Origin of the sequence: Butyrivibrio sp. XBB1001 (assembly GCF_000424505.1) — a bacterium.
Lineage (GTDB): Bacteria > Bacillota > Clostridia > Lachnospirales > Lachnospiraceae > Butyrivibrio.
In genome coordinates, this window is record NZ_AUKA01000011.1 from 1 (window position 1) to 24,212 (window position 24,212).

Consider the following 24,212-nt stretch of genomic DNA (forward strand, 5'->3'; position numbering starts at 1 on the left):
CACTACGATGGTACAATAACAAATGCAGACATAAATGGAGCTGCAAACATCTTAAGGAAAGTATTCCCAAAGGTAAGCCAATGGGATAGGGGCATAGTGGACATGCCCTGTTCTGCAGGCTGCATAGAGCATCCTACAGGTTCATGCCGCCATGCGGCATAACAGAAACCCTTTCCGACGTGGAGCCGGTGAGGGTAGTTCATTCCCAATTATTACGATTATTGTAATTATCACCAAAAGAAAGTGCGCATTTTCATACATTTTTACGTTTATGAAAGCGTTTACATCCAGTATTCATGCGTGTTATGATTTTCTCATGTTTTAGCTTGTGGAGGCAAAACTATACTTAACTTAATAAGGGAGGACAAGAAGGTATGTTCAAAAAGCTGATCAAAAAGGTTGTTATGGCTATAACAACAGCATCTGTAATTGTGGCATCTTCCACATTCGCAGCTCCTACGCTTCAGGTAGAAGCCGCATCCAACATCATTTCTGATGGTTGGTACTACATTAAGAACATCAACAGCCAGATGTATGTTGATGTTGCTAATGCTTCCGACGCAAACGGGGCAAATGTCCAGCAGTGGACAGGAAATGGAAATAGTTGCCAGAAGTGGTATGTTACAAACCTTGGCAGCAACTATATCACAATCAAAAGTGGAATGAACGGTGGTCGTATGCTTGACGTAAACGGGGGCAAATCAGCAGACGGTACTAACATTCAGATCTGGCCAGCTAATGGCAAGGATTCACAGATTTTTAAGGTAGTTAAGATTTCTGACGGAGTTGTAGCTCTTAAGAGCAAATGTGGCTCTGAAAAACAGGCTGTAAGCGTATATAACGCATCAGTAGATGCTGGCGCCAACATTGTTACCTGGAAGTACAACAGGAAAAACACCTATCAGCAGTTCAAATTCGAAGCTTGCTCTAACGGATCAGGCTCCGGAGGTGGTTCCGGTAGCGGTTCAGGTTCTGGATCAGGCCCTGGCAGCGGTTCAGGTTCTGGTAGCGGTTCAGGTTCTGGTAGCGGTTCAGGAAGCACAAGTGGCAGCACTATTACAGTTAAGAATGGTGGAACATCTCTTTCTTCTGCTATCAGCAATGCTAAGAGCGGCACCACAATTGTTATTGACGGTACTGTAAAGAGTGGCTCCGTAAAACTTCCTTCCGGTGTGCATATCACTGGTAAGAACAATGCCACAATTGATTTTTCATCCACAAGCGGAAGCTCTGGAAGAGGAATCACCATCTCAGGAAGTGGCAGCAATCTTTCAAACTTTACAGTAAAAAATGCTGCTGACAACGGTATCTTTATCGATGGCAACAACAATACTTTTACTAATGTAACCTGCTGCTATAACAAGGATGCAGGTTTCCAGATCAGTAACGGTGGCTCCAACAACAAATTCTACAACTGCACTTCACACCACAATGCAGATCCTAAGGGTGAAAATGCAGACGGATTTGCTTGTAAGCTCCATTCAGGAACCGGCAACTATTTTGAAGGCTGCGTTGCTGAATATAATAGCGATGATGGTTGGGATCTCTATGCAGCACATGGGGCTGTGACTTTTAAGAACTGTAGAGCAAACTACAATGGATATTGCGATGGTATTTACGGCGACGGTAACGGCTTCAAGCTTGGCGGCGTTGACAACAAGACCTCTGGCGTCGCAGCTCACCTTGATCCTTTGAATCATGTTTTGGAAGGATGTTCAGCAGTTGGCAACTACGCTTCTGGCTTTGACAGAAATAACCAGAGCGGAGTTGTTACTATGAAAAAGTGCACAGCAGACAGCAATAAAAAGTACAACTTTAACTGGCCAAAGGAAGGAACACCTTCTGCGCTTGGCAAAAAGGTAACCTTTGGAACAGCGGTAATCCAGGATTGCACATCTAAAAACGGAAAGAATAACATTAAAGGTGCCACATTAAAGGGCAACTGTGTTGGATTCTAACATTATCAAAGGCCTGTATCCATCTGAGATACAGGCCTTATTATATTAGCAAATTTAAAAACCGAGTGTGTCAAGTTAAGTGTGTAAGTTTTTTTATTTTATTAAAATCAGTGACCGTAAGATCACCGATTTTTAGCGTTATTAAGGTTAACAAAGGTATTACTTTGATACCCTTGTTTTTATGTCTTCGATGATTTCCAAGACTTTGTTTTCTGTACGGATAATCTCATTTTCATCAATGGCAGTCTCTGGGAGATGGTCTACGACAAATCCAGATACCTTAAGAGATAAATTTGAAAAAATCCTATTACAAACAGCATATGAAGAGCCTGCGATAATGCTGATAACATCAGCTAATTCCAGCTTTTTTAAAACCAACTGTATAAGTAGATCATCAGCATTGATCAGAGAGCCTAATAATTCAGTATTGCTTGTATAAGGTTGTTTTTCTTTATTCTGCAAATGCCAGTCACTGATTTTTCGTTTAAGTAATGCATTTCTATCTAGCAGTTCATCGATAGACACATCAAAGTATTCAGATAAAGTGCAGAGCATTTCTATGTCTGGGATAGCATTTCCACTTTCCCATTTGGAAATGCTACTCTCTGAGACACCGATGTCGCTTGCCAAAGCCGCCTGTGTTATGTTGTGAGATTTTCTTAGCTCTTTTAGTCTGTATTTTAAAACTTCCTCAACCATATGAATACCTCTCATAACTCAAGTATAACCTATATTTTTCAGTGTTTCACTTGATTCGTATTCATTTTTCTTTCTTATAATGAATTACTAAGCGGTAACCCGATGGTGGCGATACCAAATGCTATTTTTATCTGCCAATCACTGCTGCTTTTACAAACTTGGTTATATCATCAACAGCTTTTTCAACTGTCAACAAGTCACCATACATTCTTTATCGCCTTTTCCTAGAACAATGCACTCACGCTCTTCAAAATCGATATCATCTATATCGAGATTAGCGTATGTAATTTTTTCGTGCTCACATGCCCGTTCTATGACATTCCCGTGAGTATTTGCTTTTCAAACAAAAGCTCAGTCTCATGATAGTCTCAAAATTTCATGAGACTATTACTATTTACTGTCTTTCTTCCTTTTTGCAGCCTCTAACACGCTTGCCAAATTACCTTCATTAAGAAGCTTCGGATAATTATCATCGATGTCCTTGAGAATTACCCGGTTATCCGATTCTGATGTTCTGGTACTGTCATATAGCTCATCTAGGTTATGTGCAGAAAAGATACTATCAAGAAGTTTTTTGGCTTCATCAGGATGGGACAGTTTTTCGAATCCTCCATAAAAATCCACAACTGCTTTCTCTATCTGCTCTCTTGTAATATTCTCTGACTTTATGATGCCGACAGCATCTGACATATCATATTTGTACGGTCTTAATGACGCAAGTTTCATTGCTACATCATACTCAGAAGGAAGCATCCTCGCTTCCAGGATATTGGCAAACAGCTTATAATGCTTAGAATACTGCCTGATCTTTTCAGTGTATGAACTTGTTTTCCTGAATTCCTCATTAATCCAACCTGTTGGCAGTCCATTTTTGTCGCCTACGGTATTTATTGCATCCTTCATTGAAGAAGAGGCAAAAATCAGACTATCAATATCCGTTGTAGAAGCCCGGAAGCCATATTTTGAAACTATAGCAGCTCCACCTATAATAACAATTTCTGCAGGTGTGTTCTTTCTATTGATCTTTTTATACTCTTTTGCAAGTTGGAACAGTAGATTGTCTATATTATCTTTCGTAAATAAAACGTTATTCATTTATAATCTCGCATTCTACTATATTAAAATTAAGGAACTCGGGAATTGCGTGATTCAAAGCTTCTTGGTGTGCATCCCTCCCCAAAAGCTTTTCTGATAGTTCTGTATCAGCGGGAAAGACCGGTTTCTCCAACTTATATCGCCTGATTTCTTCATACTCGGTACACTTTGGAAGGTCGTTTCGCTTGCTCAGATAATCAAGCATTGCAAGAAGATAAAATGCTTCTGCTTTCATATCCAATTTCCAGTAATAATCTATCTTTTTCTTTTCCAAAAGGTCGATCACGTAATCTATCTCACCAATACGATTTACCAAATGACACTGCTCACTTCTGAAAAGGTTGAAGGAATGATTCTTATCGCACAGCGTAAGAAGCTCATCTATTGTGAGGTTAAGAGCATCAGCTATCTTTTTCACAACACCAAGAGCGCAGTTAAGGATATCCACCTTCCCATTAACAATGTTAAAGACCGTAGGATAAGCAACCAGAGCGCTATTCGCAACTTTATATATAGATATACTATTGTCTTCAAGATATTGCTTAAGGTACATAATCGCATCCTCCTTCTGACTTTATTATATACTTAGAATTATATATACGCAAGCGTATATATAATTCTATAAAATATCCGGGCACTATGCCCGGATGAAATTTTATAGTGTTTTCCTGATTCATTTTTACTCATGAAATCTTAGCAATAAATGGCTAGAGCCAAGAAACAAATGGTAAGAGAAAACTAGCAAAATGCCTTACACTACATATCATTGAAATACTTATATACAGGAAGGATTTGTAAAATGAAAAATAAGGTATTAGCGGGGATATTAGTTATGGGATTATTACTTACAGGTTGTGGTAATGATATTGAGAAAGCAATTGCACAAGAGACATCTTACTCTGAAGAGGCTGACAGTGCTATTTCAGATGAAATATTATTGGAAGAGGCAAGCTCAGTGAACACTGATGCCAGCAGTTCTTCTACGACAGCGCCACAGGAAGCCCATGCAGAAGTTGGAAATATGGTCCTTCCAAGATACACAGCTCTTCGTACTGATGAAGGTGCAGGCACTATCGAGAGGATTACCTATACAGCTCATGATTATGCCGGAGATGGCCATGAATTTACCAAGGAAGCAAATATTTATTTGCCTGCTGGATACAGCGAGGATAAAAAATATAATGTAATGATCCTGTTACATGGCATTGGTGGTGACGAAGATGAATGGGGAATGAATAAGAGCACTTCCAGAGTAAAGGCAATAATGGATAATCTCGCCTATTATGGCGATATAGAGTCCTTTATTGTAGTTACTCCAAATGGAAGAGCAGGTGATTATAAGGCAGAAAACGGTTCATCTGCCATAGATTCTTTCTATGTATTTGGTCAGGAGTTGAGAAACGACCTGATTCCATATATAGATTCACACTACAGCACATATGCTGATTATGAGGAAGGGTATGACCTTTCAGAAGCCAGAGCCCATAGAGCAATTGCCGGGCTTTCCATGGGTGGTATGCAGACTATCAACATCGGTATTGGAGAATGCATAGATATGTTTGGATATTTTGGAGCTTTCTCAGCTGCCCCAACAAGCAATATTGCCTCCAAGACAGCTAGCATTCTTGAAGGCAATGAATATCCAATCTATTATTTTTATAACATATGCGGTCTTCAGGACAGAACAGCCTATTCTAGCCATTCTGCCGCAGCCAAGACACTGCCCTCTGTATGCGACCAATTTGTTGATGGTGAGAACTACATGTGGCAGGAGCTTGACGGACAGCATGATTTCCGCATTTGGTATCTTGGCTTTTATAATTTTGCTCAGCTTGCATTCAGTAAAGAGTAATGCAAACTTTACGATCATGGATTTACTATATTTCTTGCTTCACCCCTCTGGTAAGCCTGAACATTCTTTTTAACTTCCTCAAGGCATCTGCGACGGGCCTCTGTGCTGGCCCAGGCAAGGTGAGGCGTTACTATGAGTTTTGTGCTATCCTGTATCTTCAAAAGAGGTGAATCTTTGGCCATGGGTTCTGGATTTAATACATCCAGACCTGCGGCCTTTATTTTTTTATTTAAAAGTGCATCTGCAAGATCCTGTTCACTTACAACAGCCCCTCGTGCGACATTTATGAGGATTGCGGTATCTTTCATCTTATCAAATACATCACCGCTAAAGAGATTTCTAGTCCTGTCACTAAGTGGACAATGGATTGAGATGACATCACTTCTCCTTAATAGCTCATCGAATTCAACTCTCTCGTAGTCTGTGCAGGTGCTGTTACCAGATGCAGAGTAAAAGATAACCTTGGCTCCAAAGGCTGTTGCAATCTGCGCAACCTTTCTGCCTATATTTCCCATGCCAACTATTCCGTAGGTCATACCATCAAGCTCATGAAATGGAATATCAAGGCAACAGAAATGTGGCTGATTTGCATAGTCACCACTTTTTACGAATTCATCATAATGTCTCATGCTCTCCATAAGGTAGAATAAAAGAGCAAAAGTGTGCTGCGCTACAGATGCTGTGGAATAATTGACCACATTGGCAACCTTGACCCCATGCCTGTTGCAGGCAGGAATATTTGCATTATCAAAGCCTGTTGCAAATTCGCAAATAAGCTTTAAATCCGGGGCATCATCAAGGATTTTATCAGTAATGGCACTTTTATTGATCATAAGTACCTCAGCTCCAGCAAGCCTTTCTTTGGCATTATCCTCAGTTATCTTATCATCATAATAAGTAACCTCTCCAAGCTCATCATAAAGGCTATAATCCATATCTGATCCAACACTGTCTTTATCAGCTACTACTATTTTCATATCTCATCCTTTCAAAAAATAGATTTCTGTTTCTCATCAAAAAGAGAAATGCATAATTATACATATGCCTGCATATAATTTCTGGTATTCCTGCGTTCAAATGATAACATATGCAGAATATGCGTGTAAATATTGATTTTTATGTACTATTAATCACTCTGCAAGCGTATCTGTCCTCCATATTTCTCCGTGATAATGCACAGATTCACTTGGGAAATTTTGTTTATTTTTTCGTATATATTTTACTAATATGTCCTAAGATTAATGTATATTTATTCCGATATAAAAAAAGACAAGGAGTGTCGTTTTAAGAGGATGGAGCCTATGGTAATACAACACAACATTTCTGGAATGAATGCAAATCGTCAATATGGCATGACTACTGTTTCCCAGCGGTACTCAGCAGAAAAACTTTCGACGGGTTATAAAATTAACCGGTCTGCTGATGATGCGGCTGGTCTTGGTATTTCTGAAACAATGAGGAGACAGGTTAGAGGCCTCACTCAAGCATCCAGCAATGCTCAGGATGGAATTTCCCTTGTACAGATTGCAGATGGCGCTTTAAATGAAGTCCATGACATGCTCCAGCGTGGCAATGAGATTTCTGTAAAGGCTGCTACAGATACATTAACAGATGATGACAGATCCTACATCAACGAGGAAGTTAAAAGAATTTCCAGTGAAATTGAAAGTATTGCCAATAAGGCTACTTTCAACGAAATACTTATTTTCCCTCCTGATGGCGCAAAGGTCGGACACGAATCTGAATCTACAGTTCCCGACATCTATCTTCAGGTAGGCTCTGAAACAGATCCAGAAAATGAAATTGGAATAAAAAGATATTCCTTATCCGCAGAAGCTATTGGCATAGACGGCGTAAATACGGCGACAAGACAGGATTCTCTTGAAGCAATAGACAAATTCAAATCCGCTCTTACAAATGTCAGTGAAATGCGCTCCTACTATGGTTCCATACAAAACAGACTAGAGCACACTATAAAGAATCTGGACAACACTATGGAGAACACCCAGTCTGCAGAATCAAGTGTCCGTGACACTGATATGGCTAAGCAGATGTTTAACTTTTCAAACCTTAGCATTCTCTCTAAAGCTGGAGAATCTGTTCTTGCCCAGGCCAATCAGTCAAATTCCGGAGTTCTAACTCTTTTGTCATAAGAAATGGAGGTTTTTCCTATATCAAAAAGGGATGCATTTCTGCATCCCTTTTCTATGTTTATCGCATTATGCAAATGGATTCTCTGTTGGGTATGGAAGAGAAGCTGGCTGGTTGTAACCAATAACCTCTGCTCCAACATACTTAAATACTTCGTAAAGAGCCTTTCCGAAGTGGCCAAACGCAACTGCTCCGTGGTGAGGGAAGTTGTGCTGGATGAGAATGTGTCTGTAGAATCTTCCCATCTCTGGAATAGCGAATACACCGATACCACCGAATGACTGTGTAGCAACAGGAAGAACTTCGCCCTGTGCAACATAAGCCTTAAGATGATTGTCAGATGTGCTCTGAAGTCTGTAGAATGTGATGTTTCCAGGAATGATATCACCCTCAAGTGTTCCCTGTGTAACTTCCTCAGGAAGGTTTCTAGCCATAATTCTCTGGAACTTCATCTCGCAGCTTGAAAGCTTGCTTGTGCATGTGTTTCCGCAGTGGAAGCCCATGAATGTGTCTGTGTGCTTGTAATCGAACTTGCCCTTGATTGACTGCTCGTACATATCAGCAGGTACAGAGTTGTTGATATCAAGAAGTGTTACAGCATCATCAGAAATGCATGTTCCGATGAACTCTGAAATAGCACCGTAGATATCTACTTCACAAGATACAGGGATTCCTCTTCCTGTAAGTCTTGAGTTTACATAGCAAGGAACAAATCCAAACTGTGTCTGGAATGCAGGCCAGCACTTACCAGCGATACAAACATACTTCTTACCGCCTCTGTGCTCTTCGATCCAGTCAAGAAGTGTAAGCTCGTACTGAGCAAGCTTCTCAAGGATTTCAGGCTTCTTGTTGCCAGCGCCAAGGTCTTTTTCCATATCAGCCTTAACTTCTGCAATTCTAGGATCACCAGCGTGCTTGTTGAATGACTCGAAGAGGTCAAGCTCTGAGTTCTCCTCAATCTCAGCACCCATGTTGTAGATCTGTTGGATAGGAGCGTTACAAGCAAGGAAGTTCATAGGACGAGGTCCGAATGAAATAACCTTGAGGTTTTCAAGTCCATCAAGAGCTCTTGCGATAGGTACGAACTCGTTGATCATCTTAGCACACTCATCAGCAGTTCCTACTGGATACTCTGGAATATATGCCTTAACTCCACGAAGGTGAAGGTTGTAGCTAGCATTGAGCATACCGCAGTATGCATCTCCTCTGCCATCGATAAGGTCGCCCTGTGACTCCTCTGCAGCAGCACAGAACATTACAGGTCCGTCAAACTTCTCAGCAAGAAGTGTCTCAGAAATTTCTGGTCCGAAGTTTCCAAGGTATACGCAAAGAGCGTTACATCCAGCCTTCTTAACATCCTCAAGAGCCTCAAGTGTCTGAGTCTCGCTCTCGATGATACAAACAGGACACTCATAAACGTCCTTGTCGTTGTAGTTCTTCTTATAAGCCTCTACTAAAGCTTTTCTTCTGTTGACAGCAAGTGATGCTGGGAAGCAGTCACGGCTTACTGCAACAAGTCCAATTTTAACTTCTGGAATGTTAATCATAAAAATCCCCTTTCTTGCGCTATAGGCGCCTTCATAAAACTTTTATCTCCCAAGAACTTTGCGTTCCAAGTGGTCGATACACACATGTGCATTGTAAAAAGATCTGCCAATATCCAAGTTGAAAAAATACAACTTTGCACTTGTATACTTTTTCTGACGATACATATTATCTGTCATAGGCATCCAAATTACAAGCTATCAAAACGTAGAAAAATTGCATACAAAATTATTCAAATTGCTTGTAAGTTGTACGTGTTATATTTCAAAACACATACATGTTATCTCTAGAGCAAAATCATCCTGCGGATCTAACTCTGAGGTATGTCAAATAGTAAAGTCCACGCTTATGCACTTATGACCTGTAAGTTCCTCTGAGCGAGCATCTGGCTGCTGAGTACCTGCATAGAGTCTGAAGTTCTTGGCAAAGATAGCTCTTTTACCTTCTTCATCTACAGAAGTAAGGGCTCTCTCATTAATTGAAAGAGTAACTGTTACCTCTTTTCCTGCTGGAACATGAACTCTCTTAAATCCGCAAAGGCTTGGATTAAGTGTTGCAAACTCAGAATCAAGATCCTTGATGTAGAGCTGAACAACTTCATCTGTATCGAACTTGCCATCATTAGCAACTGTCACTGTAATCTCTGCACCTGTTGCCTTATTAGCATCAGCATACTTAACATTAAAGTTGAAGTCAGGCTTAACATAGCAATCGCCGTATGTAAGACCATATCCAAATGGATAAAGAGGTGTGCCTGTAAAGTACTTGTATGTCCTGTTCTTCATGGAATAATCCTTGAAGTCAGGAAGATCATCAGCTGACTTGTAGAAGGTTACAGGAAGCTTACCTGATGGTGATACTTCTCCAAAGAGAATATCTGCAACATCTGCGCCGCCTCTTGCTCCAGGATAGAAGGCCTGAAGAATTGCGTTAGCATCCTCCTGAGCTTTAGAAAGATCAATAGCACTACCAGCCATGTTGATAACAATTGTAGGCTTGCCACACTCAAGAACAGTGTAAAGGAGCTGTCTCTGAGGAAGTGGAAGGCTAAGGTTGATCTTATCTCCTGATGCAAACTGGTTACCTGCATCTCCCTCTTCACCCTCAAGGTTCTCATCAAGACCTACTACAACAACTACTACATCTGAGTGGTCTGCAACAGCCTGAGCCTCTGACAATCTGTCTGGAAGATTTGGATCTGCAAGGTTACTTATATTATTCTTGAAGATATCGCAACCCTCTGAGTAGAGTACGCGAACATCATCTCCTACCTTGTCCTGGATTCCCTCAAGAACTGTTACATATCTTGAAGCTGTTCCATGGTAGTTACCTATAAGTGACAATCTGGAGTTAGCGTTTGGTCCAACTACACCGATTGTCTTTATGTTGTCCTTATTAAGAGGAAGAAGTCCGTCATTCTTAAGAAGAACTACTGACTCTTTTGCTGCTCTCTTTGCAACAATAAGGTGCTCTTTGCACTCTACCTTTTCAAAAGGAATCTCATCAAATTCTGTCTTATCAAACATTCCGAGAAGGAATCTTGTTGTAAAGAGTCTTACGCAAGACTCAGTAAGATACTTCTCATCTATAAGACCAGCTCTTACACCATTCATAATGGACTGATATGTGCATCCGCAGTTAAGATCGCATCCCATTTCAAGAGCGAGCTTAGCAGACTCCTCAGGACTTGATGTGACCTTGTGGTTCTCATGGAAATCCTTGATAGCCCAGCAATCAGATACAAAGTGGCCCTTAAAGCCCCACTCGCCACGGAGTTTATCCACCATAAGAGGCTTGTTAGCACAGCATGGCTCGCCATTTGTTCTGTTATAAGCCCCCATTACAGCCTCTACGTCAGCCTCTTTTACAAGGGCTTCAAAAGCTGGAAGGTAGGTCTCTTCAAGATCCTTCTTGCTTGCCTTGGCGTCAAAGAAATGTCTCTCGCCCTCAGGTCCAGAGTGAACTGCAAAATGCTTGGCACATGCTGCAGCCTTCATGTATTCTCCATCGCCCTGCATTCCCTTAACAAAAGGAACAGCAAGAGAGCTTGTAAGGAATGGATCCTCACCATAAGTCTCATGGCCTCTGCCCCAGCGTGGATCTCTGAAAATGTTAACGTTTGGAGCCCAGAAAGTAAGACCTTTGTAGATATCTCTGTCTTCTCTCTTAGCCTGCTCATTATATTTAGCACGAGCTTCCTCTGCTATGATCTCGCCAACTTCGCCCATAAGCTCTTCATCAAATGCTGCTGCAAGTCCGATGGCCTGTGGAAACATTGTGGCTGTACCTGCTCTTGCAACACCGTGCAGAGCCTCATTCCACCAGTTATAAGCTGGTATTCCAAGTCTGTCGATAGCTGGTGCATCATAGCGAAGCTGAGATGCCTTCTCTTCTACGGTCATCTTAGCAACGAGTTCCTGTGCACGCTTTTTTGCTTCTTCTCTGTTCATCAACTCATCCTCATAGTTTTCCAAAATAATACTTTCCGTATTATCTATTTTTACATAAGGAGGATTGATGTTCTTACCATTTTTTGCCCTATGCCTCTTAATACTTGCGTTTTATTTTTCAGCTACAATTATGCAGTTTGAAGCAGGGTATTCCACCACATTTCCATTCTCATCAAGAAGATCCAGGTACTGTCCAAGATTGTCAGGATAACCTGGCTCCAAAAGCTCTTTTGCTACTACCACCCTTGCTCCAAGCTCTTTGAAAAAATCCCTGTACTGCTCAAGAGTGAAATAACCAAACTGCTCTTGTACCTCATGAGCATAGCTTTCTGTTCCCCATGTATATGTAAAAAGAAATTCCCTGATAAAGTTTATATCGCCTGCAACCGTGAGTTTATCCTCATCTATAAAAAGAACTTTCTTTTCCTCTGGAATGTCCTTAAGCCCCTTAAAGTCCTTCACATAATTTTTGAAGAAATCAAGTCCTGCCTCTGTTTTAAACCTTATTTTCCTTACAGCATTACCACTTGTTTTAACTCCGTCTCTTATAATGATCCTTCCGCCCTTGCCGAGGCTATCGTAGGCATTTCTAAGAGCAAGCTTGACGCTGTCTATATCAAATTTCCCATTTGTCCCTTCTGTATATGAATATATTTCATGAAGTATGGATGAAAAGATTATGCTTCCAACTTCTCTTTCCATGGTACTATCCACAAAGTTGTGCACAAGAACATTCCATTTGTGGCCTTCTCTGTGTTTCTTCTGATCAAGAGTTTCGATGACATTGGTAGATATATCCGTTCCTATGATCTGCTTGTCAGGGAATTTACCTTCAAGCTTATCAAGAAGAATTCCACCGCCTGATCCAACATCCACTACACTTTCTCCAGTGACATAATCAATGATGCTGTCCTTGGTGCTTGCAGAAACATTATTCATAGTCATAAGATACTTATCTTCATTATTGAGCCTGTCAAATGCATCTCTTCTAAAGCCAAACATGTCGTAGAGAACAATTATGCTCTTTTCAAAGGTAAGAAGGCCGCTCCTCTCTGCTTCTACGCAGAATTCAATAAGTTTTTCGCAGACCTTTGAGAACTTGAAATCCACAAAAGCACTCTTATTTTCTATCTTCACGTCGATATCCACATTCTGGACAGATGAATCCAAAAGATATTTTTCGATAATACGCTTTTTGTAGACATTTACATGCTTTTTGCCCTCATAATCATAGAGAAGGCTGTCTGCCAGAGGCTTAAAGTTAAGATGCAAAACCTCCTGCCCTGACCTCTCTATTTCTTTTACAGTATTAGTCAGGATTGTCCTGATCTGTCCCATATCAAAGCTGGAAAGAGCAGCTTCGAAATACCACAGCTCATGCTTAGGAAATATCTCTTTTGCAAAAAAGTCCACATCACTTCCAAAGAATTCCATCTCACCAGGACATAGTCTCTGAAGCCTGTACTGAGGAGAAAACTCTGTAAGTTCTCCGGATACTATATTGTCTATAAGAGACTTGGTACTAACTTTTACTGAATCCCAGATTTTGTCTGAAACAGCCCTTATGATGCATTCGTTGAGCACAAGTAAGAGCCTCTTCATATCGAGAGCATTATACTTTCGATATGCAAGAAGCTCTTTGTTTGCAGAAACAGAGATCTCACCGCGAATACACTGACCAATAACTCCATGAGTCTTGATCAGTGTATAGATAAGGCCATCATCTCCTGTTTCATCTTTATATATTTCAGCGGAGGCTATATTGTGGATATCTATTGGATAACCCTTTTTCCTCCATTCATTTCTCTCTTTGGACAAACCGCCCTTGGCAACCTCAGACCATTTAAGAACTGTTTCGATCACATCCTTTTCCTGCTTGGTAAGCTCTTTTTCTGAAGATATCTCATCAAGAATGTCCAAAGTGCGCATAACATACATTAAAGTCTCTTTACCAGAAAGACTTCCAATACTGTCAAGTCGCTCAGCATTAACATATACATTATCTGTATCTGTCAAAAGCTTAAGCCATGTATTGCCTGTAAGAACCCCTTCTCTTATATTTCCATCCTGGTCAAAAAACTTATCAAAACTTGCTGACATATGACTCCTAACCGGTCACGAGCCTTCCAATACGGTCCGAGACACCAATCTTGATCTCCATACCAGCATTGAAATCAATTGTGTCATCGATAATACCATCTGAAAAGACTACGCCGTTTTCACTCATGTCAGAAGTAACGATCAGCTTCTCGTCTCCGCCAATCTGTCCATAAACAATATCTGCCTGAGTAAATCTGCTAGGATAAGGCTCTCTTACCTGAAATGTCAATTGCCTTGCTCCCCAATCATATGATGGTTCCGGAACACTCCCCATGCCAAAAGCCCTGGCCATTCCTCTAAATTCCGCCATAACTGATTTGTGCCAACCAGTCATTCCAAATCCAGTAGAAATGATAATCCCTGATGAGGACTGATTTTCAACCTGATCACGGTAGTTAATGTGGTATCTTGCAGATGTGTGGTTGGATACGCCGATAAAAAAGTCATTAACCGCGTATAGGACCTGGCCATCCTTTGATTCCACTTTACCCATTGTAACACTTTTTGCATCAAAGCTTCCATCAATAACCTTGGGTAAAATACCCTTAATATCCCCTGTTTCAAATGGTAAAAGAACTCCATCCCATCTGGCAGGATCTGGGTTAACTCCGATCAGAGGCTGTCCATCCAGATATTTCATGGCATTGGCTACGAGTCCATCCTGGCCAACTGCGATAACTATGTCATCCTTGCCAAATATCATATTGGGCAGGTATTCCCTATCTATTTCCTGAAGTCTGGCCATTGGGCGAACAAGGTTTCTCACGCTTTCAAGAGCCGCGTTATAGTTTTTATCCTCTGTTTCATAATCAGAGAAATCTGCTCCCAGATGTTCAATGTAGAACCTGGCCTGTTCTACGGTATTATATCTTCTTTTCAGTTCCTCATACCTGGTTCGGCGCTTTATGAGAACTACCTTATTCATCCCTCTGTCCATAATTTAAGTATCTCCTGCTTGCTTATTTCTTTTTCTGTCCCAGCACAGCATTTGCTGCATCCTTCACTTTATCTGCTGTCAGACCTGCAGTTTCCCTTGCGATTCCTCCAGTTAATGTCTGCAATAAATCTGGCGTAAAGTTGATTGTTCCAATCTTGTCTGCGTTGTCACCAATGTTCATGAATGCCTTAGCCATAAGTGTAGCAGGATCCATCTGAGCCATTGCGCAAGCTTCAACAAGAGCCACGTTGAGCTGATTATATGCCTTAACAATTCCTGCCAGTGCATATGCCTGCTGATCTGCCTTAGCCTTTTCATTTTCAACTTCCAGAGCAGTGTATTCACTGTTCTTCTTCTCAAGTTCTATCTTACCCAGCATTTCCTTATTTTCAATCTGAAGTTTCTTGGCAGCTGCCATCTCTTTAAGGGCAAATTCCTTTTCCTGTTTCTCGGTATTCATGGCAAGTTCGCTTCTAAGAGCCTTAAGGCGCATCTCCTGCTCTCTTTCCTCCTGCTCCTTCTTCATATCCAGGTCGCAGCGCAGCACGTACTGTCTCATCTCCTGCTCTTTTTCTTCCTTCTCTTTCTCTTTTTCAGCTACCTTGATCTCTGTATTGATCTCATTTTCCTTGATAACGCGTTCCTGTTCAATAGCAGCATTTCTACGCATATAAATTGCATCGTCCTGCTCCTTTAAGATCTGCTCCCTGGCTGCTGCCTCCAGAGCCTTTCTGGTCTCCGCTTTAGGATTTATTCCCAGGATGTTTATCGCAACTATGCTAACACCAAGTTTGGCTATAGACTCATCACTTGTAAGCGCTGTCTCTATTGTCTCTGCCATCTCATCTGCAAGTCTGATTATTGTACGAACATCCTTCTTGCTAACTTCTCTGATCACGATAGCTTTGATGATGTTGTTGATTCTCTTTTCCAAAAGAGCCATCTGCTCTGCAATCTTGTCATCTGTCTGGATGGGAGGCTGATACGCAAAATCAAGCATCTTGGCTGCCTTGTTATAATCCGTGATCATATATGTAGTAACACCCTGAACACATACGCTCTGGTAATCACTTGTTACCACGTCATCAAAAGCGAATGCACCATCAAACGCTGTAGATGGCGCAACCATGATACTGGTTGTAAGGTCATTGTATAATACTGACAGTCCAAGTCCCTCTCTGACAACCTTTCCATTTTTAATCACCATTACATAATCATTTGGTTTAAACTTTTTGAATTTCATAGTGTGCCTCCCGGTTTGATTAGTAGTTATTTGCTACTTTCTTTTGTTGATTTTATATTAGTAGCATTTTACTACTTTGTCAAGAAAAAAAATAAGACCTGATCATTTCCAGTGATCAGGCCTAAAACGCATCTTTACTATCCTATATATCTATATTCTGCTGACATTTTGTTACTGATAATAGATTTTCTTTTTTCACATGTAGCCTCTATCTTAGGAGCCACTAGTGCCCTAAAGTTAGTCTTGTAAAGCTTTCTGCCAAGAACAAGCTCATAAACAGCCTGAAGATCCGGCAGTGTAAACTTTTCTCCAATCATGTTAAAAGATAAATCTGTATGCTCAAATTCAGCCTTGAGCTTTAAAATAGATTCAATGATGATCTCAATATGATCAAATGCAAGCTTCTCCTTGGAAGCTGGCGTCGAAACCAGGTTCTCGTAGGTTATCCTTCCATTTTTAAAAGACTTACTCTCTATAGAATACTTGATTTCCACATGTCTATTCTGATTGACAAATCTAATCTCGTCCTGATTGATAATCATATCAAACCACGCCGAATCCATAGTCTTATAAGTCCCATCCACTACTTCATCCCGGACATCCGAAACAAGTGCCAGATAAGCTATACTCATAACCCAGGTCCTGGGATCTCTTCCAGGCCTTGTAAAGGTATAGATCTGATCAAGGTATGTATTTTCAAGGCCGGCTTTTCGAGAAAGAACTCTCGCTGCTGCCTGATAAGCAGTTTCATCCTGATGGACAAATCCTCCAGGAAGTGACCACATATCAAGAAACGGATGCTCATCTCTTTTTACCAGAAGAATTCTCATATTTTTAAGATCAGGACTTGTCCCAAGAACAAGAATATCAGTAGATACAGAAGGTTTTTCATAGTCATCAGCCCTGTAATTTCGAAGGAATTCTTTTTCAGTTAACCCGTTTTTATCCTTTTTACTTGTCATGCATCTCGCTCCATGATAGGTATAAATCTCACTTTTTTATATCATGTAATACATTTTACCATGTAGACAGATTATCTACCAAGAATTACTCGCGTAGAAACAGCTCAAAAAAGCGCGGCCAAAAAAGGCCGCGCTTTTTATAATCTGTCAGTATTAACAATTCATTATGGGAGCATATCAGCATCGCCGAAGTACTCTGCCCACTTCTGAGTACGCTCATCAATGATTGCCTGTCCACCTGCTGAGAGGTAATCTGAAAGGAAGCTATCCCATGTTGAGTCAAAGCTATCTACAGAAGCAACGACTGCGTTGTCATAAACCTGATCTCTCTTTGATGAAAGAGTATCACCAACACCAGCTTCTGCTGTGATCTCACCAACGTTAACATTCTTTGGCTCAAGACCATCTGCCATAGCAATCTTGTTAGCCTGATCTACAAGCTCAGGATCAGCTTCTGCATAACCATATGCAAGTGAAAGAGCTGCAAGTTTCTCATCACCAAAGTATGTTCCGTTACATGTGATTGTGTAGTCAATGTTCTTACCAGAGTTCTGGATTGCATCGCCTGTTGCTGCAATGATCTGGATAGCACCAGAATCAAGAACTTCATGTGTAACACCCTCTTCACCAGCCTGGAGATACTTGATTGTATCTGGCTGTGAAATGAAGTCAAGGTAAAGAAGTGAAGCAAGAGGCTCTGTGTTTGTTGTAGGGAAGAAGAGCTTTCTGTCTCCAGCTGAGCTGTAAAGCCACTTAGAATACTTATTAGCTGAGTTCTGGAAGCAATCTACAGGAACAAACTTAGCATCTTCGCCAACATTTCTCTTAAGGTTGGCATTGATTGAATCTTCACCATTTCTAAATACATAATCCCAGTTGTGCTGGAAGGCACCAACATAACCAGCCTTGATCATGTCATCCTCAGTTGTATCTCCGCTTCCATAAAGAGCGAAGTCTTTCCACATGAGGCCGTCGTTGTACCACTTGTTAAGAAGTCTTACAGCTTCCTTTGTAGAAGCCTGTGTAACCATTCTGTCATCAAATCCGTTAATATAGTACTCTTTATCTGTGATAGCTGGATCCATGAATGAAGTGATGATATTTGAAGCTCTCCAACCGATATCATAGCTTGTTGAGAAAGGAACCATCTTGGAAGCATCAGCGCCAAGAAGTGTATCAGCGTTATCTCTGAATGCTACAAGCATATCTTCAAACTCCTGAGTTGTTGTAGGAGCCTTTAAGTTAAGCTTATCGAGCCAGTCCTGACGAACGAAAGTAACAATTCTCTGCTGCTCTGCTCTCTTTCCTTCAAGTGCCCATACAGCGCCTGTCTTAGGATCCTTATCCCAGAGCATATTTGTGTCGCCAAGCCATCCCCAAAGGTTTGGAAGATCACTCTTGTATGTCTCGATCATTTCGCTAAGATCGATAACACCGCCCATCTGAGCGTATGTAAGAACTGTAGGATATGAATATGTTACGCAGATGTCTGGAGCTTCGCCAGCTGCAAGAAGGTTGTTGATATCATCAACCTCTGTCCATCTTGGAACCTTCTTGAAGGTAACTTCTACGTTGTGCTCCTCAAGCATTCCCTTCTTGATGTACTCTGTGTACATGTTGTTCTCAGGATCTGATCCGCCGTCATTTCCTCTGTCGTAGATCTCAACTGTGATTTTTCTTGTCTCAGCAAACTTACCATCTGTAAGTTCTGAAGAAGTCTCTGGCTCAGTTGGTGTTTCAGCTGCTGGAGCCTCTTCTTTAGTCTCCTGTGCAGGAGCTGTTTCATTTGATGCTGTTGTGTCAGCGCCCCCGTTTGATGATCCGCAGGCTACTACTGAAAGTGCCATTGCAGATGCAAGAAACATGGATAATACCTTTTTCTTCATAACTATACCTCCATTTTTATATACTTTTTCCCACCACGGGATTGGTACCATGAACACCGTTTTCCGCAATGCATGTACTGTAGATCGGTAGCTCTGGGCATTCCGACGAGCCAATTCAGAGGAATTGTCTCGTCTCCATAGAGCTAAACTCACTCCAGTACATGCATTTGTGGAAAACTCATTTTATTTCACCACTAACCAAGTTGGTTTTTTAGCCTCTACATTTTGTGTCGGTTAGTTTTTCAGAGTGTGCTTCTTTTTGATTTCTCTTTTACCCTCTTTTTATTTTCTTTACTCCTTGACTGCGCCGAGGGTTACTCCATGGATGAAGTATTTCTGCAGGAAAGGATAGATACACAGGATCGGAACTGTTGAGAACATTACGATTGCAGCCTTTAAGGATGCTGAAAGTCCAGGTGATGAGAATCCTTCCTGAGTTGCTACCTCAACCTGATTTATATTGTTGATGATGTTGTACAAAAGAAGCTGCAGAGTATAGAATCTGTCATCTCTCATGTACATAAGAGCATCTGAGTAACCATTCCATCTTCCTACCGCATAGAACAAGGCAAGTGTTGCCATAACAGGCTTTGAAAGTGGAAGATATATAAGTACAAGTATCTTAAAAAATGTTGCTCCATCTATTTCTGCGGATTCTCTAAGGCTATCGGGTATGCCATAGAAAAAGCTTCTCATGATGATCATGTTATAAACGCTCATAACGCCTGGAATAATAAGAACCAGAGGGTTGCTGAGAAGGTGGAGCTTCTGCATCAGCAGGTAGTTAGGTATTGTTCCTGCGTTAAAGAACATTGTGATTGTGATAAAAATGTTTATCGCTTTTCTTCCCTTAAGGTTCTCAAAGATCAGAGGGAATGCACAAAGTGTTGTCATTGTAAGAGAAAGAATTGTGCATATGATTGTTAAAAACACTGTCCAGATAAATGCTCTGATATATTTGGGATCCTTTAGTACTGTTGAATAAGCGTTAAAGTTAAGGCCCTTAGGCAAAAGATATACTTCATTTCTTACCAAAAAGTCTGTTCCACTAAGTGACTTGGCAAGAAGGTTCAGCATTGGGATGACGCACATTGCACTTACTAAAAGGCAAAATATCACAAACACTACATCCCATGCTTTGTCTGCATTTGATTTGATCTTCATTTTCGTTTGTTCCCCCTTACCATATTCCTCTCTCACCAAGTTTGCGAGAGATAAAGTTTGCCATCAGCAGGAAGAACACACCTACTACAGACTGGAATAGTCCAACCGCTGTGGTCAGAGAGAACTGAAGGCCTTTAATACCAACTCTATATACGAAGGTTGCAATAACATCAGCCACACGCATTACAAGGTTATTCTGGAATGCAAATGGTCTGTCAAATCCGCCGCCCAAGATATTTCCAAGGCTCATGATAAGAAGAACAACGATTGTAGGCTTGATGCCAGGAAGTGTAATATGCCATATCTTGCGGAACCTTCCAGCGCCATCTACTGCAGCAGCCTCATAAAGCTCAGGGTTAATACCTGCAATTGCTGCAAGATAAATGATGGAGCCCCATCCAAAGTTCTGCCAGATTCCAAAGCCAATGTAGCTTCCGATCCAGTGAGTAGCATCATTCAAAAATGGAATAGCTTCGCCACCAAAGTTCTTTATTACCATATTTACAAGACCATCGTTAGGAGCAAGGAGCTGGAGCGCCAAGCTGTAGATGATGACCCATGACAGGAAATGTGGCATGTAAGCAATTGTCTGAACTACCTTTTTAAATTTCACAAAACACAGTTCATTAAGAATAAGTGCAAAAATGATTGGTGCCGGGAAACCAAAGAAAAGATCCAATAGATTCAGTGTAAGGGTGTTTCTAAGGGCATATTTGAAATCATTATTCTTAAATGCCGCAATGAAGTACTCAAAACCATGATTGTTTGCAAGTGGAAGCTCCCACACACTCTTTACTAGACTGTACTTTTTAAATGCGATCTGCACATAGATCATTGGCGCGTACTTGAAAATTAGTAGATATGTCAAAGGCAGAAACAGCATAGCATATAACTGCCAGTACTTTTTCATGTAAACGCCAAATTTAACCTTTGACTTCTTCCCTGAATTATTAGCCATTACTCCTCCTTAGGGCTTAATAACACCCCCTATTTTTCATACAACTTTATAATACTGTCTAGGATTTATATATAAATACACAAAAGGATAGAATAATTTTGCAATTTCCGATATAATGTTGCACAACAATGATTGCGTTTGTCATTTTTTGTTTAGATGTTTTGTACATAATCTAGTGGGGGAAACTTAAATATGAAAAAAGCTCTAGATTGCCCATATAGCATGATAGATCAGGAAATAATTTGCGAACACAAGACTGCACGCGTAACTCCGTCCGATATTAAAACTGTACATAATCACGATGGCTATGAAATCGTTCTCTTCCTTAAAGGGGATGTAAACATAATGATTGAGCCTGATATTTATCAGATGAAGCGCGGTGATATGTTTTTGGTAAGTCCTCTTGTCTTCCATGGACTTGATCTTGAAGACATCAGCGGATACGAGCGAATTGTCATAAATGTTCAATATGAAACTCTGAAAAGATTAGGCGACGAAGATACAGACTTTTCCACAATCTTTAGAAGTAGCGATTCTCCAAATATGAATCATGTGCATATTCCAAACGACAAGCTTCAGGGTTTTATCGAAATTGCAGACAGGCTTGAGGCCGCTTTAAACAGCGATGAATTTGGCCACACCATCCTCTCAAGGGCGCTTCTTGTGGAATTTCTCGTTATGACTAATAAGTTTTCCACTAGTTCCACACATCAGAAAAAGAAAAGCCTTATGCCTTCAGTTGTGTCCAGAATATTTGACTATATTGACTCCCACATAGAAGAAAATATCACTATTAAGGATATGTCAGAGGCTCTCCACTATAGCAGTGATCACTTAAGCCGTGTGTTTTCAGAAGCAACCGGAGATTCTCTAAAGCACTATATCAGTGGAAAAAAAATAGTTCTGGCGCAGAAACTACTACTCCAGAACTATCCACCTTATGATGTTTGTTTCATGGCCGGCTACAATAACTACTCGAGCTTTTCAAGACGTTTTTCCCAGCAGATAGGAATGTCTCCCAAGCAGTATCAGCTTGCCAACAAAGAGCCCTCTGTCATGCCAGACAAAATTGGAGCCAAGCTCTGGGCATAACTAAGCTCTGTATTACATATATCAGTAAATTGGCCTGTTCTTTTCATCAGGGATTCCGCTCTTACGATAGAAGTAGGAATTAACCTGATCGCACCACTCATGGGCATTATTGACCTGCAGTTCAAATCTATGCATTACGCAGTTATATGTACGCTCAGGGACTTTTCCTTCAAAGCTCTTCCAGCTTTCTAAAAGTTCCTGGGCTTTACTATACCCTTCAAAGTGAACATCATAGATGTACTGTATAAGGCTCTGTCCACTCTTTAGCTTCCAGGTATATGGAATATGATGGAAGAAAAGAAGAAGGTTCTCAGGGCAGGTCCTTGGATCATTGTACATCTGCGCATTCTCTGGGTAATACTGCTGAGCATAGCCTGTTCCCTTATCTGTTCTGTCTACGCCAAGTCCCAAATGATCTGCTCTGTGATAAGTTCCCCATCTTGAATACTCATAGCCATCGACACTTGGACCATAGTGATCTCCAGGAGTTACCATCCATCCAATTCCAAGAGGACTTGTATACTTCTCATAAATCTCACGAGAATTAAGAAGCATATCTACCAGCTTATCCTCAAGCTCTTTTTCCAGATTAAAGGTGAGCTTAACCCACTCTCTTGCAATTTCTTCAGAATCAAGGTCGGTGTCATAGGCTAGTCTCCCAAAGCCGTAGAGGTTAGCTGCCGCAAGGTCGTTGCCAGTCCAGTTGTAGTCATTACCAGTATTTATGACTGCAGCCATTCCAGCAAGGCTGTTGCCCATGGTCCTACCACTTACAACATCAGCAACTGTATCATTTTCCTCGGCACAATAGGTCTTAAACTCCAGAATTTCCTTAAACATTGGAATCAGGTAGCAAAGATCTATCTGATGGCCTGTGTACTCCTGAGCTATCTGAACCTCCAGCATCTGATTGGTCCTGGTAAGTCCACCAATGAGTGGAGATATGGGCTCTCTTATCTGGAAGTCCATTGGTCCATTCTTTATCTGAAGTATGACGTTGTCATGATACTCTCCATCAAGTCCCTTGAAGTAGTCATATCCAGCCCTTGCTCTGTCAGTCTTAGTGTCTCTCCAGTCCTGGGTGCAGTTATAGACAAAGCATCTCCAGATTATAATTCCGCCATAAGGAGCAATAATGTCTCCCAGCATATTTGCGCCATCTGCCTGAGTTCTTCCGTAGGTAAAAGGTCCGGGTCTTCCCTCAGAGTCTGCTTTAACAAGGAAGCCTCCAAGTTCTGGCAGGTGTTCATATACCTCTTTTATCTTATTTTTCCACCACTCGATAACTTCTTTATCCAGCGGGTCGCATATAGAAAGCCCTCCAATTTCAATAGGAGATGCAAAATTAAGTGAAAGATATAGCTTGATGCCATAATCTCCAAATATGTCAGATAGCTCTTTTACCTTGTCAAAAAATCTAGTGGTGATAAGGTCAGATGCTGCCCATTTAACATTTACATTATTGATGACAACACCATTTATACCAATACTGGCCATGAATCTTGCATAGTCAACAGTTCTCTCATTTATAACAATATCATCGTTCTCATAGAAAAAAGATCTGCCTGAATAGCCTCTCTCTATGCTGCCATCCATGTTATCCCAGTGATCCATCATTCTAAGAGGATTAGATGGTGTCTTTATAGCGCACAAGTTATCAAGGTCCTCACCCATGAGCATGCTTCTGATAATATGGAACGCTCCGTAAAGTGCACCATTTTCATCTGCAGAAGAAACTACAAGTTCAGTAGTATCAGCGTCTACCTTTCTGTTATCGCTTCCGCCTATAACACCGCAAGCGCTATAGCCTTCCTTTTTGATCTCATCATTCCTGACAAAAGAGATCACTATCTTCTTGTCAGTATCTGCAAAAGCCTTATTTAGCTCTTTAACAGCGCTTTTAATAACGCGATTTTCAGGATCAAAACCTTCAAAATCTATTTTAAGTTTGTCTTCCTCTGCATTTTTTGCAGCGCCTTTTTTTGCTTCATAATCAAGCCACAACTGTGACCATTTTTTATCGCCCATAACTATCTTCTCCTAATATTTCCAAAATATAAGCGTTATTATTTTAATATGAATGTTTTCGTCTCAACTATTCATTTTCCGACAATTAATGA

The 24,212-nt window shown here is 40.9% G+C and carries 18 protein-coding genes; 4 read left to right on the forward strand and 14 right to left on the reverse strand.

The genetic code is table 11. From position 1 onward, the window contains the following. The first annotated feature begins 374 nt into the window (after nt 1-374). On the forward strand, nt 375-1,958 hold the full coding sequence (locus tag G631_RS0110550) for an RICIN domain-containing protein (protein ID WP_026489413.1): 1,584 nt from the start codon (nt 375-377) through the stop codon (nt 1,956-1,958). 159 nt (nt 1,959-2,117) lie between these two features. On the opposite strand, the gene G631_RS20265 is transcribed toward G631_RS0110550, so the two are convergent. From G631_RS20265 to G631_RS0110570, 3 genes are all read right to left on the reverse strand, one after another. Beyond that, nucleotides 2,118-2,657: a helix-turn-helix domain-containing protein gene (locus G631_RS20265; protein ID WP_051197138.1), complete on the reverse strand. Its 540-nt coding sequence runs from the start codon at nt 2,655-2,657 to the stop codon at nt 2,118-2,120. Nucleotides 2,658-3,047: 390 nt separating this feature from the next. Then, nucleotides 3,048-3,752: a DUF6036 family nucleotidyltransferase gene (locus G631_RS0110565; protein WP_026489414.1), complete on the reverse strand. Its 705-nt coding sequence runs from the start codon at nt 3,750-3,752 to the stop codon at nt 3,048-3,050. Then, entirely contained in the window at nt 3,745-4,305 is a 561-nt protein-coding gene (locus G631_RS0110570) for a helix-turn-helix domain-containing protein (RefSeq protein WP_026489415.1), read from the reverse strand. The genes G631_RS0110565 and G631_RS0110570 overlap by 8 nt, the downstream gene beginning before the upstream one ends. Nucleotides 4,306-4,551: 246 nt before the next feature. Between G631_RS0110570 and G631_RS0110575 the strand changes: the two genes are divergently transcribed. Then, nucleotides 4,552-5,604, forward strand: a complete 1,053-nt coding sequence (locus tag G631_RS0110575) for an alpha/beta hydrolase (protein WP_026489416.1) — start codon at nt 4,552-4,554, stop codon at nt 5,602-5,604. Nucleotides 5,605-5,618: 14 nt separating this feature from the next. On the opposite strand, the gene G631_RS0110580 is transcribed toward G631_RS0110575, so the two are convergent. Further along, nucleotides 5,619-6,581, reverse strand: coding sequence for a D-2-hydroxyacid dehydrogenase (locus G631_RS0110580; RefSeq protein WP_026489417.1), 963 nt, complete (start codon nt 6,579-6,581; stop codon nt 5,619-5,621). A gap of 324 nt (nt 6,582-6,905) precedes the next feature. Here G631_RS0110580 and G631_RS0110585 point away from each other — a divergent pair, with 324 nt between their 5' ends. Beyond that, nucleotides 6,906-7,757: a flagellin N-terminal helical domain-containing protein gene (locus G631_RS0110585; protein WP_026489418.1), complete on the forward strand. Its 852-nt coding sequence runs from the start codon at nt 6,906-6,908 to the stop codon at nt 7,755-7,757. Between the two features lie 66 nt (nt 7,758-7,823). Here G631_RS0110585 and G631_RS0110590 read toward each other — a convergent pair whose 3' ends face one another. From G631_RS0110590 to G631_RS0110630, 9 genes are all read right to left on the reverse strand, one after another. Beyond that, nucleotides 7,824-9,302 (reverse strand): L-fucose/L-arabinose isomerase family protein, encoded by a 1,479-nt coding sequence (locus tag G631_RS0110590; protein WP_026489419.1) that lies wholly within the window; start codon nt 9,300-9,302, stop codon nt 7,824-7,826. Nucleotides 9,303-9,626: 324 nt separating this feature from the next. Then, on the reverse strand, nt 9,627-11,750 hold the full coding sequence (locus G631_RS0110595) for a glycoside hydrolase family 3 C-terminal domain-containing protein (protein ID WP_026489420.1): 2,124 nt from the start codon (nt 11,748-11,750) through the stop codon (nt 9,627-9,629). Nucleotides 11,751-11,861: 111 nt separating this feature from the next. Continuing rightward, nucleotides 11,862-13,850 carry a methyltransferase domain-containing protein gene (locus tag G631_RS0110600; RefSeq protein WP_051197139.1) on the reverse strand — a complete coding sequence of 663 codons (1,989 nt, stop codon included), beginning with the start codon at nt 13,848-13,850 and terminating at the stop codon, nt 11,862-11,864. Between the two features lie 7 nt (nt 13,851-13,857). Next, nucleotides 13,858-14,787, reverse strand: a complete 930-nt coding sequence (locus G631_RS21395; RefSeq protein ID WP_026489422.1) for a sugar kinase — start codon at nt 14,785-14,787, stop codon at nt 13,858-13,860. Nucleotides 14,788-14,809: 22 nt separating this feature from the next. Beyond that, nucleotides 14,810-16,030, reverse strand: coding sequence for an SPFH domain-containing protein (locus G631_RS0110610; protein ID WP_026489423.1), 1,221 nt, complete (start codon nt 16,028-16,030; stop codon nt 14,810-14,812). A 137-nt stretch (nt 16,031-16,167) separates the two neighbouring features. Next, nucleotides 16,168-16,992: an NUDIX domain-containing protein gene (locus G631_RS0110615; protein ID WP_026489424.1), complete on the reverse strand. Its 825-nt coding sequence runs from the start codon at nt 16,990-16,992 to the stop codon at nt 16,168-16,170. A gap of 164 nt (nt 16,993-17,156) precedes the next feature. Beyond that, nucleotides 17,157-18,878, reverse strand: a complete 1,722-nt coding sequence (locus G631_RS0110620; protein ID WP_026489425.1) for an extracellular solute-binding protein — start codon at nt 18,876-18,878, stop codon at nt 17,157-17,159. Nucleotides 18,879-19,169: 291 nt separating this feature from the next. Continuing rightward, nucleotides 19,170-20,042, reverse strand: coding sequence for a carbohydrate ABC transporter permease (locus tag G631_RS0110625; protein ID WP_026489426.1), 873 nt, complete (start codon nt 20,040-20,042; stop codon nt 19,170-19,172). Nucleotides 20,043-20,058: 16 nt separating this feature from the next. Continuing rightward, nucleotides 20,059-21,000, reverse strand: coding sequence for an ABC transporter permease (locus G631_RS0110630; protein ID WP_026489427.1), 942 nt, complete (start codon nt 20,998-21,000; stop codon nt 20,059-20,061). 192 nt (nt 21,001-21,192) lie between these two features. Between G631_RS0110630 and G631_RS0110635 the strand changes: the two genes are divergently transcribed. Next, nucleotides 21,193-22,092: a helix-turn-helix domain-containing protein gene (locus G631_RS0110635; protein WP_026489428.1), complete on the forward strand. Its 900-nt coding sequence runs from the start codon at nt 21,193-21,195 to the stop codon at nt 22,090-22,092. 21 nt (nt 22,093-22,113) lie between these two features. Here the strand turns inward: G631_RS0110635 and G631_RS0110640 are convergent, their stop codons facing one another. Continuing rightward, the gene (locus G631_RS0110640) at nt 22,114-24,120 is read right to left on the reverse strand and encodes an alpha-glucuronidase (protein ID WP_026489429.1); all 2,007 of its coding nucleotides are present in this window, start codon (nt 24,118-24,120) and stop codon (nt 22,114-22,116) included. Between the last annotated feature and the right edge of the window lie 92 nt (nt 24,121-24,212).

What these genes read in the sequence shown, in the direction of transcription:
- G631_RS0110550 (WP_026489413.1), top strand. Translation starts at nt 375, where the DNA reads ATGTTCAAAAAGCTGATCAAAAAGGTTGTTATGGCTATAACAACAGCA.
- G631_RS20265 (WP_051197138.1), bottom strand. Translation starts at nt 2,657, where the DNA reads ATGGTTGAGGAAGTTTTAAAATACAGACTAAAAGAGCTAAGAAAATCT.
- G631_RS0110565 (WP_026489414.1), bottom strand. Translation starts at nt 3,752, where the DNA reads ATGAATAACGTTTTATTTACGAAAGATAATATAGACAATCTACTGTTC.
- G631_RS0110570 (WP_026489415.1), bottom strand. Translation starts at nt 4,305, where the DNA reads ATGTACCTTAAGCAATATCTTGAAGACAATAGTATATCTATATATAAA.
- G631_RS0110575 (WP_026489416.1), top strand. Translation starts at nt 4,552, where the DNA reads ATGAAAAATAAGGTATTAGCGGGGATATTAGTTATGGGATTATTACTT.
- G631_RS0110580 (WP_026489417.1), bottom strand. Translation starts at nt 6,581, where the DNA reads ATGAAAATAGTAGTAGCTGATAAAGACAGTGTTGGATCAGATATGGAT.
- G631_RS0110585 (WP_026489418.1), top strand. Translation starts at nt 6,906, where the DNA reads ATGGTAATACAACACAACATTTCTGGAATGAATGCAAATCGTCAATAT.
- G631_RS0110590 (WP_026489419.1), bottom strand. Translation starts at nt 9,302, where the DNA reads ATGATTAACATTCCAGAAGTTAAAATTGGACTTGTTGCAGTAAGCCGT.
- G631_RS0110595 (WP_026489420.1), bottom strand. Translation starts at nt 11,750, where the DNA reads ATGAACAGAGAAGAAGCAAAAAAGCGTGCACAGGAACTCGTTGCTAAG.
- G631_RS0110600 (WP_051197139.1), bottom strand. Translation starts at nt 13,850, where the DNA reads ATGTCAGCAAGTTTTGATAAGTTTTTTGACCAGGATGGAAATATAAGA.
- G631_RS21395 (WP_026489422.1), bottom strand. Translation starts at nt 14,787, where the DNA reads ATGGACAGAGGGATGAATAAGGTAGTTCTCATAAAGCGCCGAACCAGG.
- G631_RS0110610 (WP_026489423.1), bottom strand. Translation starts at nt 16,030, where the DNA reads ATGAAATTCAAAAAGTTTAAACCAAATGATTATGTAATGGTGATTAAA.
- G631_RS0110615 (WP_026489424.1), bottom strand. Translation starts at nt 16,992, where the DNA reads ATGACAAGTAAAAAGGATAAAAACGGGTTAACTGAAAAAGAATTCCTT.
- G631_RS0110620 (WP_026489425.1), bottom strand. Translation starts at nt 18,878, where the DNA reads ATGAAGAAAAAGGTATTATCCATGTTTCTTGCATCTGCAATGGCACTT.
- G631_RS0110625 (WP_026489426.1), bottom strand. Translation starts at nt 20,042, where the DNA reads ATGAAGATCAAATCAAATGCAGACAAAGCATGGGATGTAGTGTTTGTG.
- G631_RS0110630 (WP_026489427.1), bottom strand. Translation starts at nt 21,000, where the DNA reads ATGGCTAATAATTCAGGGAAGAAGTCAAAGGTTAAATTTGGCGTTTAC.
- G631_RS0110635 (WP_026489428.1), top strand. Translation starts at nt 21,193, where the DNA reads ATGAAAAAAGCTCTAGATTGCCCATATAGCATGATAGATCAGGAAATA.
- G631_RS0110640 (WP_026489429.1), bottom strand. Translation starts at nt 24,120, where the DNA reads ATGGGCGATAAAAAATGGTCACAGTTGTGGCTTGATTATGAAGCAAAA.